The following is a 14,083-nucleotide window of genomic DNA, read 5'->3' on the forward strand; positions in this document are numbered from 1 at the left end:
CTGGGCCGGAACTGACGTACAGTAAACCGTATGACTCCAGTAATCGAGAAGGACAGTTTTATTCGATCGGATTCGAAAGTGAGAGCATGCCGATGGAGGGTGGTGGCGACAGCGTCGACGAAACGGTCCCGAACACGCCCAGCCAGGCGGTGCTCGAGGCCGTCGCCGACGCCGAGGGGATTTCGACCGCGGAGTTACAACCCCCTGCCTACGAGCCGCTGCACGCGGCGATCGATCCGGAGTCGCTCGATGCGCTCTTTGGCAATCGCGAAGACGGTGCTCCTCGACCGACCGGTCAGATTTCGTTTCGGTACTGTGGCTATGCGATCACCGTGACCGGCGATGGCACCGTCACGCTCGAGGATCAGCCCACCGAAGAGACCACAGACGACGGCGAGTGTTGTTGACGGCGTCGACGATCAGAAACAACAACACAGATACCCGATCGGTCCAAAGGGTCGAATATGGCAACCGCGGCTGCGAGACGACGACTCCGAGAGCAACCGGTCGGTATCACGATCGGTCTGACGATCGTGGGTTATACCCTCGTTCTCGGTACCTTTCTGTTGGACGTACCGATCTACCCTGATCTTACGCTCGCACAGATCGATCTCCTCACGCACGTGATTGCGGTGATCAACGCCGCCGCAACGGTCTGTCTGGTGGCCGGCTGGTACTGGATTCGTACTGATCAGGTCGACAAACACCGGGCAGCGATGCTCGGCGCGTTCGCGCTCATCGTGCTGTTTCTGGTCGTCTATCTGATCAGAGTCGGCGGGGGCGGCGAGAAGGTCTTCGTCGGCCCCGACCTCGTCAGAACGGCGTATCTCATCATGCTCGCGATCCACATCCTCCTCTCGATCGTGGCCGTTCCCGTCGTCCTGTATGCACTCATTCTCGGGCTCTCACATACGCCCGCGGAACTGCGCCAGACCGCCCACGCTCGCGTCGGTCGGATTGCGGCGGGTACGTGGATCCTGAGTCTCGTGCTCGGCGTCGTCACGTACGCGATGCTCAATCATATCTACAGCTACGAGTTCGGGATGATCGTCCCCGTCTTGTAGTTGGGGCCGGACGGCTGTCGAGATGACGGCACTCGAGCGGTGGTATGAACGGTCGAAAACCGACAGAAAACGTCGCTACTCCCAGAGGTGGATGCCGACGACGGCGAGGGAACTAAAGATCATCGCCGCAGCGAAGCCCCAAGCCGCCTCGATGTCGGGTGCGCCGGTGAACATCAACGCGGCGCCGATAGCCGCGAGCGCACCGAGTGCAAGCGCCAGTCCGAGCCCCTTGTCCGTGCCAGATTCCGATTGGGTCGTCATGCCCGGGGGTTGTGAGTGCGGGCTCTTAATTGCACCTGTTTTGGCAAGGTCAACCACGGCTCCCGTCTCGAGGACTGTGGCGTTCGTTCGTCCAGTCATACGGACCGTTGTAGTTCTTTACCGGTGATCACCGACCCCGTCCGGGTGATCACCGGTAAAACGCTACAACAATCCGTATCAGTTGATCGTCGTGTGTTCCGACTCCTCGTTGAGCGCGAGATTTGCGGCGATTTCGGCGTTTCGCATCGCGTACTGGGCCGTCTGCTGGAGGCTGACCAGTACCTCTCGAATTCGCAACAGGTCCTCGTTGTCCATCTCGGGGAGTTCGTCGAGGATCTCCTTCTCGTGGTCGGAGATTTCCTGAAACAGCGTCCGAACCCTGTTCGACTTGTCGTAATCGCGCTCGACGGCGGCCTCGACGGAGATCGTCGTGATTTCGTCGACCTGCTCGTTGAGTTCCCGAATATCTCGCATCACGGAACTATCGACGTTCAGCGAGTGGCCGTCAGTTTCGATGACGATATCGGCGATGTCCTCGCCGTTGTCGGCCGTCAACTCGAGGTTCTTCGCGATCGAGCGGTAGCCGATCAGCGGGAAGCCGCTGTTCAGGCCGACGGCGCGTGCGAGGTTGGGGTTCTGGTAGGCGGTAAAGATCAGCCGAAGCAAGAGCACAAAGATCTTGTTCGCCTGGCGTTCGCGGTTGAGCGCCCGCTGTGCGAGATCGGGATTCCCGTGAGCCAGTGCTTTGATACCTTCGCCGCGCATCGTCTGGCCAGTTCGCTCGAGGCGCTCTAAGAGGTTGTCGAGCGTGAAGTCCTCGGGATCGACAGAACATCGGATCGCGATACTCTCTGGAGTCTCCTCGATGACGCCCAGGCCCATCAGCTGCGTTTCGGCCTGGTAGACCGCGTTGATGTGTTCCGAGTCGAGCGCGCCGTCCTCGCGTTCGATGCGGATGACACGCCGGCCGAGGACGTACTGGGCGACGATCGCTCGCTCGACCGCGTCGGCATCGAGGTCGTCAGCGTGGATGATTGCTTCCGTCTCTTCGGTACTAGCGGACTCGGGCATCACCGTCAGCGTCCCTTTGCCGCTGGTTCGCAGCGATACTTCGTCCCCTTTCTCGACGCCGTGCTCGGATGCCCATTCGGCGGGGAGGGTCATCGCAAGCGTCGACGGCCCGAGTCGTTGCACTTTCCGCGTTTCCATGGTCAACCGTATGCAGCGACCGACCTTAATATTGACTATATATGCCTTACACTGCCACCGAATCGTTATATGGTTGATTGTCAGCCATTATTTGGCCGAGACCTTAAACAGAAGGAGATGAACCACCGGATTATACGATTTTTACGAGCTTCGTCGTGAACCGACCGGTTCTGACCTGCGTCCAGCCCCGGAGTTCCTCGTCGATCGCGTCGCTGTCGGTATCGACACGCAAAACGTCGAGATCGGCCAGTTTCTCGTCGGTGGCGACGATCTCGACATCGTCGGCGCACTCGAGGACGGCCGGTGAAATCTGGTGATTACCGCGGCCGAAGACGAACCCCTGGCCGCCGATCGGCGAGACGACGACCGTGACCGGCTCCTCGAGGGCGGCGAGGACGTCGGCTTCGGCACCGTCGCGGACGAGGATCTCGTCGTCGCGCCAGACATCGACCCCGAGTGGTGCCGGGTCGATGCCAAGTTCCGACTCGATCGCGCCGACGGTGCTTCCCGGCCCGAAGACGTAGGTTCGACCCGACTCGATCTCGCGAGCGACGCCCGAGGCGAGCGTCTCGACGCTTCCACTCGTGACCTGCTTGCTCGACTGAACGGCGGGCGCGACGGGGACCGACACGACCGCCTGAAGCGTCGTCCGGACGTCGCCCTCGCGGTAAGCCACCTCGTCGATGTCGGTCACTTCGCGCGATTCGACGCGATCGAATTCGGCAGCGATCCGACCGGCGTCGGTCGGCGTCACCCCGAACACCGACGAGTAAATTTTGACCCCGGCCGGGACGCCGAGCATCGGCGTCGTCTCGGCTTCGTCTGCGTCCTCGAGGGCGGTCGCGACGTCGACGGCCGTCCCGTCGCCGCCGACGAACAGGACGAGGTCGACGCCGCGCTCGAGAAACGCCCGGACGGCGTTGCGGGTATCGGCCGCGCTGGTGCCCGACTCGGCGGGTGATTCCGGCGTCGCCTCGGCCGGTTCGTAGACGACCGTCGGTTCGTAGCCGGCCTCGCGAGCGGCGGCTTCGCCCATGACACCCCCCGCCGTATAGACCGCCAGTTCCGGCTCTCGATCGAAAAGCGATCGCAACGCGGTCCGCGCTCGAGTCGGTGCACGCGGTTGTGCGCCCCGGTTTCGTGCCTCCTCGAGTTGTCCATCGGTCCCTTTCAATCCGACCCGACCGCCCATCCCGGCGATCGGATTGACGACGACCCCGAGCGCGTCCATGGCAGGGGTATGGACGGTCGAGTCAAAAGGCTGTGGTGATGTGGCTGCATCCTGTACGTATCGGCCTCGTTCGGTCCGGAGCCGGTATATGAAAAGCTAAGAGGGATGGGAACTGATCGGCGAGCATGAACGAACTCGTACACGGTCTTCTCGAGGCCGAACCGGCACTGCCGATGGACATCGTCGGCTGGGGGACGCTCGCATTGGGTCTGTTAGTCACGCTCGTCTGGCTCGTCTATCTCTACCGGTAAGTCGTCCCGACACTTGTTCGACGATCGTCTGTGACTGGACCCGGGAGCGGAGATCGCTCCTCGAGAGCGTCGTTTCCTTCGACGGGTCCGAAACCGAGAGTCAGCCCCGGATTGAAGACGCCACCGGTCGAATTGTGTACGCGGATCGCACTCACACCGCCATCGAATGTCCAGGGAACGAGTTACGGTCGATACGGAGGAGATGGGGCCGCTAGATACGTTTCGGCAATTTTTCTCGCTCGAGCGTGACGTACTCGTCCTCTCGGTGGCGATGTTCGCGTTCAGTCTCGGGTTCCAGATGACGAACCGGTTTCTCTCCGAGTATCTGGTCTTTCTGGGTGCGACGGGGGTCGTCGTTGGCGTGTGGGGGACGTTCGGCAACGTTATTGGTGCGGTATATCCGTACTACGGTGGTATCATCTCGGATCGCATCGGCTCGCGTTACGCGCTGACGGTCTTTGGCTTTCTCTCGGCGATCGGCTTTGGCATCTGGCTGGCAGCAGCCTTCGTCGACCCGATCGACCTCGGAATCGTTACCATCGAGCCGTGGGTGTGGGTCTTCGTCGGCCTGTTGCTGGCCCAGTGCTGGAAATCGTTCGGGATCGGCGGCCACTACGCCATCGTCAAGCAGGCCACCGAACCGAGTCGGCTGGCCCGCGGGTTCGCCAGCACGGAGACGTTCCGGCGGACGGCGTTCCTGCTCGCGCCGCTGATCGTCGCGGTGTTAGTCGCCGACGAGTTCATGCCCGGCTTTCTCTGGGTGCTCGTCATCGGAGTCGTCTTCGCCCTGCTCGGGACGGCGGTCCAGCACGTTATGTACGAAGCGGAGGACGACGGCGTCGGCGACGAGTTCGATGGATTCGGACAGCTAGTCGACGATCTCAGGGCGCTGCCCGAGCCGTTGCGTCCGCTCCTCGTCGCCGATACGTTCGTCCGGTTCGCCAACGGGATGGTCTACGTGTTCTTTATTCTGGTGATCACCCAGATAATGGAGATCGGCTGGACGCTATCGCTGCCTGCGGTCGGAACGATCGATCTCGCACCGGCGGCGCTTTTCGGCGTGCTGTCGGGTATCGAGATGCTCGTTGCACTGCTGACGATGGCGCCGGCAGCGATGCTGGCCGAACGCGTCGGGCTCAAGCCGGTCGTCGGACTCGGGTTTTTCGTCTACGCCGCATTCCCGATTCTGCTCATCTTCGCTCCCGAAAACGTCTGGATTCTGCTCGCACTGTTTGCCTTCTCCGGATTGCGGTTCGCCGGGCTTCCAGCACACAAGGCGTTGATCGTCGGCCCGGCCGAACAGGGTGCCGGCGGCCGAGTGACCGGTTCGTACTACGTCGTCCGGGGTGCGGTCGTGATCCCCAGCGGGATACTGGGGGGCGTGCTTTGGCAGTACGTCACGCCGGAAGTGGCGTTTACGCTCGCATCGATCATCGGCATGATCGGCGTCGTCTACTTCGTTATCTTCGGCAGAGAGTTCGACGCCTACCGGAGAGCGTAGGTGGGACAACGCTGCAGCTACCCGAGTAAAATACTTCAGTCAAGTGCCGATACCGTTACGAATCTGCCTTACAGGCGCTCGACGTTCGTCGCGCGCGGGCCCTTGGGGGCCTGCTCGATGTCGAACTCGAGCTCCTGTCCTTCCTCAAGGTCCGGGCCGCCGATGTCTTCCATGTGGAAGAACACGTCGTCGTCCGCGTCCTCAGTCTCGATGAATCCGTAGCCGCCAGTGTCGTTGAAGAAATCAACGGTTCCTTTCGCCATTGCCTTTGAATGGAGTCGACGGACACGTATAAATACACCGACTCCACCCCGCGAACGCGTCTCGCACGTCGGTCGGGTGCTCGAACGTGACGGCGGCTCGTTCCACCGCGTCACCGACCACGGCCACCGCTCGAGGCGCCAAGCAGCCGAAGTCCCTTATATTCTCCCGTGGAAAACGAGACGTATGGCCGAGTACGAGCTCGACGCGATCGACCGGGAGATTCTCTACGCGCTCCAGGAGGAGGCCCGGAACCTCTCCTCCGGCGAGATCGCCGAGCGGACCGACGCCTCCTCGAGTACGGTCCGGAAACGTATCCAGCGACTGGAGTCGGAGGGGATCATCAAGCGCTACAGCGCCGACATCGACTACACCAAATCCGGCTACCCGATCCGGATGCTGCTGTTCTGTACGGCACCGATCACGGACCGGGGCGAGTACCTCGAACAGACCCTGGACGTTCCAGCCGTCATCTCGGTACAGGAGCTGGTCACTGGCGAGGAGAACCTGCTCGTGACGGCCGTCGGCGAGACCGACAGGGACATCACGCCGGTCGCACAGGAGCTGTCGGACCTCGGGCTGACGATCACCGACGAAGTCCTCGTCCGCAGCCACGAGGTGACCTCGTTCGACGAGTTCTCCGGCGAGTGACGCTCCTGAGGAGCCACCGCTCCGATAAACCGTTCTCGAGGAACCCGTCGCCAGGCTAGTCTGTCTTCTGGGCTACCGGAATCGCGCCACGCACACCCAGCCCACATCGAGGAGCACCGCTGCTGTGTCCCCCGTATCGCTCGATATCCCCCGACAGAGAGCGCTGCTTCGGCCAGCTCCACCTCGAGACCGTCGATGACAGTTCGTTCCTTGGTACGCCATAACACGAACAAATTGTTCGAATCGGTGGTTATAATAACCAGTCTGTCCAACCACTGTCCAGATACGACCGGTTCGGTAATACTTGCCCGAACCTGTCCGTTGGTCAGACGGTCGGGCCTGGTCGGACGGAGTACCCGAAGAATGTCAGACGAAACACCGACGAACGACACCGTACCACTCGCTGAAACGACGACGACGCCGTCCTCTTCGGTCGCCCGAGCGGCGACGCTCGCGGTCTGGACGCTCTTCGTCCTCACCGTCGGCATCCTCGTGCTCACCGCCTGGGGCGGTTACGAGTGGAGACTCGAGGGTATCGCGGTGATCGACGGACTGACTGCCGTCATGTGGGCCGTCGTGACATTCTTCAGCGGCATCGTCCACAGCTACTCGCGGCGTTACATGGCGGGCGACAGTCGCCTCGAGTCGTTTTACGCCCGCGTATTCGCGTTTACGCTCGTTGTGATGGCGCTGACCGCAGCCGATCACGTGGCCCTGTTCGGTCTCGCGTGGCTGGCGATGGGACTGTTGATGGCGTCGCTGATCGGCCACGAGCGCGACTGGACCCAGGCGCGGGCCGCCGCGGCCCTCGCGCGGACGTACTTCCTCGCCAGCAGCGCCTTGCTCGCGGTCGGGCTGGTCGCGCTGGCGTGGACGACCGGGACAACGTCGATCACCGGGATCCTCGGTGAACTGGAGAGCGTCCCGACCGCGGTCGGACTCGTCGCCGTCGGCGCGATCGTCCTGGCGGCGATGATCCAGTCCGCGCTGTTTCCCTTCCACGGCTGGCTGCTGTCCTCGATGACGGCGCCGACACCAGCCTCCGCGCTGATGCACGCCGGGTTCGTCAACGCGGGCGGAGTCCTGCTAACGCGGTTCGCACCGGTAGTCGCCGACGAACTCCTCGTCATGTCTGCCGTCGTCCTGCTGGGCGCGTTCAGTGCCCTGCTCGGCCAGGCGATGTTGCTCGTCCAGACCAATGTCAAGCGCGAGCTCGGCAGCTCGACCGTCGCCCAGATGGGCTTTATGATCATGCAGTGTGGCCTCGGCTTTTTCGCCGCGGCGATCGCCCACCTCATCCTGCACGGCTTCTACAAGGCCTACCTCTTCCTCTCCTCGGGCGCATCCGTCGAACACACCGCTCCGAAAGCGGCCGGACGCACCCGACTCGGCTTCTCGGGTACCGCCGTCAGTCTCCTCACCGCCGTCGGCGCTGGCGCGCTCTTTATGCTCTTTACCGGCAAGTCGGCGACTCTCGACAGCGGAATCGTGCTGACGCTCGTGGTCGTGTTGACGACGATCACCGCGACCCGCGACATCCTCCAGCGGACGACGCTGCCCGCTTCGCTCAGGCTCGTCAGCGTCCCGCTGGTCGTCCTCACCGCGATCAGCGGCTACGCGGTGACCTTCAACGCGATCTCGTCGCTGCTTGCTGGCGTCCCGATGACCGCGACACCGACCGAGCTGACCGTCGTCCACTACCTCGTCGTCGCGCTCTTCGTAGGCGCCTATCTCGCGACGGAACTCGGCTGGCACCGCTCGAGCGACCGCCTCTACGTCACGCTACTGAACGTCTCGCAGCCGAACGCGGCGACCGTTCTCACCACCAAGGAGGAGTACGACCGATGACACGCACACAGACCCAGACCCAGGCCCAGACCGCTGACGCGACCGAACGCCGCGATCACATCACCGACAGCATCGACCGCGCGGCCGACCGCATGGGCGCGGTCTGGCCGATCCACTCGTTCGTCACAGCGAACCCACTCTCGGGGTTCGAGAACCGCCCATTCCACCGCGCCGTTGCCGAGGCCGAGGCGCTGTTCGGCGGCCGCGGCTACCCCCACCCCGACATCTTCCGTCGGGCCTGGGAGGACGGCCGAATCGATCCGAACGTGCTCCAGGCAGAACTCGAGGCCCGTGGGATCGACCGGGATCCGGAGACGCTCCTCGAGGAGCTGGAACGAGCCGACGCCGAGCGCGAGCCGGCGACCGACGACGCGACCGAGACCGTCGACCGCATCCTCTCGAAGTGGCTCGCCGCCTTCCTCGATCAAGGACACGCGACGTGGTCGATGCCCGGCCGCGAGGACGGCTTCTACGCCGCTTGGCGACAGCTAGCGCCCAACGACGGTGATCTCCCCTGTGACGACGCCGACGAACTCCCGGAGACCGCCCTCGAGGCGCTGGACGCCGTCCTCGACGAGTATCCGGAGTCGCGCTGGGAGGCGATCCTCGAGGCCCACCTCGCGGCCCTTCCCGGCTGGACGGGATTCGTCAAGCAGCGCGCCGACGACGACTTCGACCCGTGGCAGGAAACGTACCCGATCACGCTGGCGTCGTATCTGGCGGTGCGTCTGACGCTTGCCGATCTGCTCGACGCGCCGATCGAACTTGACGAGCGGACCGATGCGAACGCGGGTTCGGACGGGGACGCGACCGACGGCGACGTACCGCTGCCCGAGATCTGGCTGACCGCCTGGGAGCGCAGCTACCGCGACGGACTCCTCGCGGGACTCGACGACTCGGTCACCGATCCCACGCACGGTCCCGGTGACGGGGACGCCCGCCCCGACGCCCAGCTCGTGTTCTGTATCGACACGCGCTCGGAGATTATCCGCCGCCACATCGAGGCACAGAGCGAGTACGAGACCCACGGCTACGCAGGCTTTTTCGGAATTCCAATGCGATACGAGGGACACGACTCGGCGGTCGCCGCCGACGCCTGTCCGCCGATCGTCGAGCCGGAACACCAGATCAGCGACGAGCCCGAGACGAACCACGCCTGCGACGAGAAGGCGGCGACACACGACCGTTGGAACGGGCTGGTGGACGCGACTCGGAAACATTTCAAGCGCCTCAAGACCAACGTCGCCGCCGCGTTCCCGTTCGTCGAGGGGGGCGGTGGCGTCTACGGCTCAGCGATGGCCGCGCGGACGCTCGCCCCGTCCGCTCTCTCCACGCTCGAGACCGTCGTTGACGAGCAGGTCCCGAGCACCCACGAGTTCTGTTCGCCGACAATCGACTACCCACGGATAAGCCACGACGAGAAGGTCGAGTACGCAGCGGCGGCGTTCGATCTGATGGGGTGGACGACGTTCGCCCGCCTGGTCGTCTTCACCGGCCACGCGAGCCACACGACGAACAACCCATTCGACTCGAGTCTCGACTGTGGGGCCTGTGCCGGCAACCCCGGCGGCCCCAACGCCCGCGTGCTCGCGGCGATCTGTAACGACGAGGCCGTCAAAGCCGACCTCCGTGAGCGTGGCTACGAGATTCCCGAGGATACCGTCTTCCTTGCAGGTGAACACAACACCACGACCGACAAGATCACTCTCTTCGACGACGAGGTGCCCGAGAGCCACGCAGACGCGCTCGAGCAACTGCGCGAAGACCTCGAGATCGCCCGAGCGGGCGCGACGGCCGAGCGCACCGAGTCGATGACGGCCGACGAGCCGGCCAACAGCGTCCGCGAGACGGAACGGCGCGCCCACGACTGGGCCGAGACTCGCCCCGAATGGGGACTGGCCGGCAACGCCTCGTTCGTCATCGGGCCGCGCGAACTGACCGCCGACGAGAATCTCGACGGGCGTGCGTTTCTCCACTCCTACGACTGGACGACCGACCCCGACGGCGAGGCCCTCGAGTTGATCATGGCGGGACCGCTCGTGGTCACCCAGTGGATCAACAACCAGTACTACTTCGCGACCGTCGACAACGGCGTCTACGGCAGCGGCTCGAAGGTTACCCAGAATCCGCTTGGCAACGTCGGCGTGGTTCAGGGTAACGGCGGCGACCTGATGACCGGCCTCCCGCTCCAGTCGCTGAAAATCGACGACGAACAACCCTATCACCAGCCGCTGCGTCTCTCGGCCGTGATCCACGCGCCGGTCGAGCGCGTCACCAAGATCCTCGAGCACCACGCGGAGATCGAGCGATTGGTCGCCAACGAGTGGATCGGCGGCCTGACGGTCGTCGATCCCGAGCGCGACAACGAGGTCTTTCACTATCAGGGCGATCTCGAGTGGGAACCCCGAGTGCGGGTCCCAATCGCACAGCAGCGGTAGTGACATCCCGATCGAGGCCAACACGAACAGCAGAAACCGACGACGCTGCCGCGATCTCGAGTCAGAACAGGAGACTCTCCGTCACCGTCTCGAACGCGTCGGGAACCAGTTCGGAGATCTGCCCAGAGTCGGTCTCGCCGTTGACGTTGACGAGGTACGAGCGGCCGTACTCGTTGCCGTAGACGCCCTGGAAATCGTAGACGAAGCCGTAGATGTCGACATCACGGGGGACGTCGTCGGAGTCGGACAGCGCCCGCGCCTGGTAGTCGACGTTGTACTCGACGAGCTGGTTGACGATCCGGTCTTCGTCGGCATCAGCGTCGATCAGTCCGCTCTCGAGTGCCTCCTCGACGACCGGTGAGAGCATCTCGATCCACTTGTCGACCCCCGGTGGACCGGGCAACTCGGCGCCGGTCGCGACCCGGTAGGCGGCGGTGACGGCCCCGCAACCGGTGTGACCGACGACGGCTGCGACGGTCGTCCCGGTGTGGTGAATCGGGTAGAGCATCCCTCCGTCGACGATCCGCTCCCCATGATCCTCGTCACAGACCTGATTGCCGAGGGTGCTCGGCGTGAAGATCGCGCCCGGTCGATCGACCCCCCACATCTGTTCCTGGGGCACCCGCGAATCTGAACAACAGATCGCGACGACGCCCGGGTGCTGCTCGGTCTGGACGTCCGCAAAGTAGTCCGCAGGCAGCGACTCGACGTGGCGCTGGTTGCCAGCGAGTAACTCCTCGAGGAGGGCGTGGTCGGTCCCCATACGCGGTAGACACCGACGCGGGGCAAAAAACTTCTATCCGTTCGCGCTCGTGGGAACGCGGCTCTTCGCGCGTCGGACAGCCGTCGCATCGCCGCTCGAGTATCCCTTCCGCGAGGCAAATATTGAATTGTTGCCACGAGAATGGTGGTGTATGCCAGCAACTAAGCAGTGGCAACTCGCAAGTCGTCCGGTCGGCGAACCGACACACGACAACTTCGAACTCGTTACCGTCGACCGACCCGAGCCCGGCCACGGCGAGGTCCTCGTCGAGACGCTGTATCAATCGGTCGATCCCTACATGCGCGGTCGAATGCGCGACGCCGAATCCTACGCCGACCCGTGGAACGTCGGCGAGCCGATGAAAGCCGGCATCGTCGGCGAAGTGCTCGAGTCCAACGCCGACGACATCGCCGCGGGCGACATCGTGACTGGCGACGGTCTCTGGGCTGAACACGCCGCAATCGATGCCGACGATCTGCGTACGGTCGATCCCGAACTCGGCCCGGTCTCGACCGCACTCGGTGTCCTCGGGATGCCCGGCGCGACGGCCTATTTCGGCCTGCTCGAGGTCGGCCAACCCAAACCCGGCGATACGGTCGTCGTCTCGGCCGCCGCGGGCGCGGTCGGGTCGGTCGTGGGCCAACTCGCACGCATCAACGGCGCTCGCGTCGTCGGGACGGCCGGCAGCGACGAGAAAATCGACTGGCTCACCGATGACCTCGGATTCGACGCCGCGATCAACTACAAGGAGACCGACGACCTCGGGTCGGCGGTGGCCGAGGCCTGTCCCGGCGGCGTCGACGTCTACTTCGACAACGTCGGCGGCGAGATCACGGACGCCGTCTGGCCCCTGTTGAACGAGCACGCTCGAGTCCCGGTCTGTGGGCAGATCGCACTCTACAACGCCACCGAACTGCCGACCGGCCCGCGAAAGCTCACCAAACTCATCGAAACTCGCGCCCGCGTCGAAGGGATCCTCGTTCGGGATTACGTAGGCCGGTGGGGAGAAGCGTTCGAGCGTCTCTCACGGTTCATTCAGAACGACGAACTCCACTATCGCGAGAACGTCGTCGAGGGCCTCGAGAACGCTCCCGACGCCTTCCTCGGTCTCTTCGAGGGAGACAACATCGGGAAACAGCTGGTGAAGGTGGGGGATCACGAGTACTGATACGGTGTACTGTACGTCAGTTCCGGCCCAGCCGCAACCCGGGCGGCGGCTGGGCCGGTACATCGGTACAGTAATCCGTATGAGACCGCTCCCGCTCGATCACCGCGTGCCTCGACAACGTCGAAGGCGCAACCGAACGCGGGCACCGTCGGCACGACTACGCTCGAACGACAGTTCGCCGCCGAACCCCTCGACGATCCACGTGACGAGCCAGAGTCCCAGACCGCTGCCGTGTCTGAGTTCCGTAATCTCGGCATCGCCGGTCCGTACCTCCCGTTCGACGGCCGGAATACCCGGTCCGTCGTCGGCAACCGTGAGATAACACCACCCCTCGGTGTCGGTCCCTGCCTCGAGCCACACGCGTGGCTCACTGGCCGGGTTGTGTTCGATGGCGTTTTCGAGCAGACTCGAGAGGGCGACCTCGAGTCGGTCCGTCCCGGTGACCCAAAGCGTGTCGGGAACCTCGAGCGTGATCGAGGCCTCGGGATACCGCTTGCCGAACGTACCGGCGACCGACCGGATCAGCGGGACACAATCGACCGTGGCGTCGGTCGGTACCGACGTGTTGAGGATCCGGTACAGTTCGCTGGCCTCCTGTGACAGCGTCTCGAGGTCGTCGATACCCGTTCTGGCGGTCTCGACTAACTGCCGTTCTCTGGGCTCGAGGGCGTCGGTATCGAGCGTCTCGAACAAGCCGTCGAGGCTGCCGGCGACGAGCGTTACCTGGTTTCGAAGGTTGTGTCTGAGTACGCGATTGAGGACATCGATCCGGCTTCGGTTTCGCCGGTCCTCGGTCAGATCCGTGTAGACGGCGAAGCCGCGTTCGACCCCCGCTGCGGTCTCGTAGGGAATGCCCCGATAGAGAAACTCCCGGATACCATCCGTCGTCTCCCGGCGGACGTGGCGATAGTTGACCTTGCCGCCCTGCGTTCGATCGTCCAGCGTGGTCGATTCCCCCTCGAGCCAGGTCGGGACGATGTACGCGTTGAGCGACTGGCCGACGATTTCGTCGGGTTCGTAGCCAAACACCTCGCTGAAGGCGGGGTTGATTCCGCGAACGATCGGCTCGCCGTCGACGAACTCGAACTCCACGACGGCGTCCTGGATGTGTTCGATCAGGTGGCGAAACCGTCCGGGCTCGAGGTCCGTCTCGAACCCGCATGCAACACCAGTACTGTCACCGGCGGCCGACTCTCTACCCACGGACCGAACACCATGTCATCAGTACGTGACGTGATAGTAGAAGCTAATCAATGTTTTCGCCGAAATCGGGAGACGGCGTCGGCGACGACGGCACGAACTGCAGGCCCGCCCACGACTGCAGTCGTGGAACGCGTCGTCTGGACCGCGTTTGGCCAGTTTCGTGCCAACCGATGTATGTCGGTACCAGAGCGGCCACAGGACGGCTCGCGGCCGCTCCGGGAAACCGGTACGGTA

14 protein-coding genes are annotated in these 14,083 nt (G+C 63.7%); 8 read left to right on the forward strand and 6 right to left on the reverse strand.

Going from position 1 to position 14,083, the window contains the following annotated elements:
• Positions 1–92 precede the first annotated feature (92 nt).
• The gene (locus tag D8Y22_RS11575; protein ID WP_141464869.1) at positions 93–407 is read left to right on the forward strand and encodes a HalOD1 output domain-containing protein; all 315 of its coding nucleotides are present in this window, start codon (positions 93–95) and stop codon (positions 405–407) included.
• Positions 408–464: 57 nt separating this feature from the next.
• Positions 465–1,064 carry a DUF420 domain-containing protein gene (locus D8Y22_RS11580; RefSeq protein ID WP_141464870.1) on the forward strand — a complete coding sequence of 200 codons (600 nt, stop codon included), beginning with the start codon at positions 465–467 and terminating at the stop codon, positions 1,062–1,064.
• Between the two features lie 75 nt (positions 1,065–1,139).
• Here D8Y22_RS11580 and D8Y22_RS11585 read toward each other — a convergent pair whose 3' ends face one another.
• The 3 genes from D8Y22_RS11585 to D8Y22_RS11595 form a co-directional block, all read right to left on the reverse strand.
• Positions 1,140–1,325 (reverse strand): DUF7525 family protein, encoded by a 186-nt coding sequence (locus D8Y22_RS11585; protein WP_141464871.1) that lies wholly within the window; start codon positions 1,323–1,325, stop codon positions 1,140–1,142.
• A gap of 177 nt (positions 1,326–1,502) precedes the next feature.
• Positions 1,503–2,534 (reverse strand): phosphate signaling complex PhoU family protein, encoded by a 1,032-nt coding sequence (locus D8Y22_RS11590; protein ID WP_141464872.1) that lies wholly within the window; start codon positions 2,532–2,534, stop codon positions 1,503–1,505.
• A gap of 130 nt (positions 2,535–2,664) precedes the next feature.
• Positions 2,665–3,765, reverse strand: coding sequence for an ATP-NAD kinase family protein (locus tag D8Y22_RS11595; protein WP_141464873.1), 1,101 nt, complete (start codon positions 3,763–3,765; stop codon positions 2,665–2,667).
• A gap of 125 nt (positions 3,766–3,890) precedes the next feature.
• Between D8Y22_RS11595 and D8Y22_RS23150 the strand changes: the two genes are divergently transcribed.
• Both D8Y22_RS23150 and D8Y22_RS11600 read left to right on the forward strand, forming a co-directional pair.
• Entirely contained in the window at positions 3,891–4,016 is a 126-nt protein-coding gene (locus D8Y22_RS23150) for a hypothetical protein (protein ID WP_281282397.1), read from the forward strand.
• Positions 4,017–4,182: 166 nt separating this feature from the next.
• The gene (locus tag D8Y22_RS11600; RefSeq protein WP_141464874.1) at positions 4,183–5,517 is read left to right on the forward strand and encodes an MFS transporter; all 1,335 of its coding nucleotides are present in this window, start codon (positions 4,183–4,185) and stop codon (positions 5,515–5,517) included.
• A 68-nt stretch (positions 5,518–5,585) separates the two neighbouring features.
• Here D8Y22_RS11600 and D8Y22_RS11605 read toward each other — a convergent pair whose 3' ends face one another.
• Positions 5,586–5,780 (reverse strand): cold-shock protein, encoded by a 195-nt coding sequence (locus D8Y22_RS11605; RefSeq protein ID WP_005554588.1) that lies wholly within the window; start codon positions 5,778–5,780, stop codon positions 5,586–5,588.
• Positions 5,781–5,964: 184 nt separating this feature from the next.
• Between D8Y22_RS11605 and D8Y22_RS11610 the strand changes: the two genes are divergently transcribed.
• The 3 genes from D8Y22_RS11610 to D8Y22_RS11620 all read left to right on the forward strand — a co-directional run bounded on the left by D8Y22_RS11610 (position 5,965) and on the right by D8Y22_RS11620 (position 10,715).
• Positions 5,965–6,429, forward strand: a complete 465-nt coding sequence (locus tag D8Y22_RS11610) for an Lrp/AsnC family transcriptional regulator (RefSeq protein ID WP_141464875.1) — start codon at positions 5,965–5,967, stop codon at positions 6,427–6,429.
• Positions 6,430–6,792: 363 nt separating this feature from the next.
• Positions 6,793–8,277 carry a proton-conducting transporter transmembrane domain-containing protein gene (locus tag D8Y22_RS11615; protein ID WP_141464876.1) on the forward strand — a complete coding sequence of 495 codons (1,485 nt, stop codon included), beginning with the start codon at positions 6,793–6,795 and terminating at the stop codon, positions 8,275–8,277.
• A complete protein-coding gene (locus tag D8Y22_RS11620) occupies positions 8,274–10,715 on the forward strand; it encodes a DUF2309 domain-containing protein (RefSeq protein ID WP_141464877.1) in 2,442 nt (813 codons plus the stop codon). The genes D8Y22_RS11615 and D8Y22_RS11620 overlap by 4 nt, the downstream gene beginning before the upstream one ends.
• Positions 10,716–10,776: 61 nt before the next feature.
• Here the strand turns inward: D8Y22_RS11620 and D8Y22_RS11625 are convergent, their stop codons facing one another.
• On the reverse strand, positions 10,777–11,478 hold the full coding sequence (locus D8Y22_RS11625; protein ID WP_141464878.1) for a carbonic anhydrase: 702 nt from the start codon (positions 11,476–11,478) through the stop codon (positions 10,777–10,779).
• Between the two features lie 151 nt (positions 11,479–11,629).
• Between D8Y22_RS11625 and D8Y22_RS11630 the strand changes: the two genes are divergently transcribed.
• Complete coding sequence (locus tag D8Y22_RS11630) at positions 11,630–12,646, forward strand: NADP-dependent oxidoreductase (RefSeq protein WP_141464879.1); 1,017 nt, start codon at positions 11,630–11,632, stop codon at positions 12,644–12,646.
• 99 nt (positions 12,647–12,745) lie between these two features.
• Here D8Y22_RS11630 and D8Y22_RS11635 read toward each other — a convergent pair whose 3' ends face one another.
• Positions 12,746–13,849, reverse strand: coding sequence for a PAS domain-containing sensor histidine kinase (locus D8Y22_RS11635; protein WP_141464880.1), 1,104 nt, complete (start codon positions 13,847–13,849; stop codon positions 12,746–12,748).
• Positions 13,850–14,083: the final 234 nt, after the last annotated feature.

Source organism: Salinadaptatus halalkaliphilus, from assembly GCF_006543045.1.
GTDB lineage: Archaea > Halobacteriota > Halobacteria > Halobacteriales > Natrialbaceae > Salinadaptatus > Salinadaptatus halalkaliphilus.

What these genes read in the sequence shown, in the direction of transcription:
- D8Y22_RS11575 (WP_141464869.1), top strand. Translation starts at nt 93, where the DNA reads ATGGAGGGTGGTGGCGACAGCGTCGACGAAACGGTCCCGAACACGCCC.
- D8Y22_RS11580 (WP_141464870.1), top strand. Translation starts at nt 465, where the DNA reads ATGGCAACCGCGGCTGCGAGACGACGACTCCGAGAGCAACCGGTCGGT.
- D8Y22_RS11585 (WP_141464871.1), bottom strand. Translation starts at nt 1,325, where the DNA reads ATGACGACCCAATCGGAATCTGGCACGGACAAGGGGCTCGGACTGGCG.
- D8Y22_RS11590 (WP_141464872.1), bottom strand. Translation starts at nt 2,534, where the DNA reads ATGGAAACGCGGAAAGTGCAACGACTCGGGCCGTCGACGCTTGCGATG.
- D8Y22_RS11595 (WP_141464873.1), bottom strand. Translation starts at nt 3,765, where the DNA reads ATGGACGCGCTCGGGGTCGTCGTCAATCCGATCGCCGGGATGGGCGGT.
- D8Y22_RS23150 (WP_281282397.1), top strand. Translation starts at nt 3,891, where the DNA reads ATGAACGAACTCGTACACGGTCTTCTCGAGGCCGAACCGGCACTGCCG.
- D8Y22_RS11600 (WP_141464874.1), top strand. Translation starts at nt 4,183, where the DNA reads ATGTCCAGGGAACGAGTTACGGTCGATACGGAGGAGATGGGGCCGCTA.
- D8Y22_RS11605 (WP_005554588.1), bottom strand. Translation starts at nt 5,780, where the DNA reads ATGGCGAAAGGAACCGTTGATTTCTTCAACGACACTGGCGGCTACGGA.
- D8Y22_RS11610 (WP_141464875.1), top strand. Translation starts at nt 5,965, where the DNA reads ATGGCCGAGTACGAGCTCGACGCGATCGACCGGGAGATTCTCTACGCG.
- D8Y22_RS11615 (WP_141464876.1), top strand. Translation starts at nt 6,793, where the DNA reads ATGTCAGACGAAACACCGACGAACGACACCGTACCACTCGCTGAAACG.
- D8Y22_RS11620 (WP_141464877.1), top strand. Translation starts at nt 8,274, where the DNA reads ATGACACGCACACAGACCCAGACCCAGGCCCAGACCGCTGACGCGACC.
- D8Y22_RS11625 (WP_141464878.1), bottom strand. Translation starts at nt 11,478, where the DNA reads ATGGGGACCGACCACGCCCTCCTCGAGGAGTTACTCGCTGGCAACCAG.
- D8Y22_RS11630 (WP_141464879.1), top strand. Translation starts at nt 11,630, where the DNA reads ATGCCAGCAACTAAGCAGTGGCAACTCGCAAGTCGTCCGGTCGGCGAA.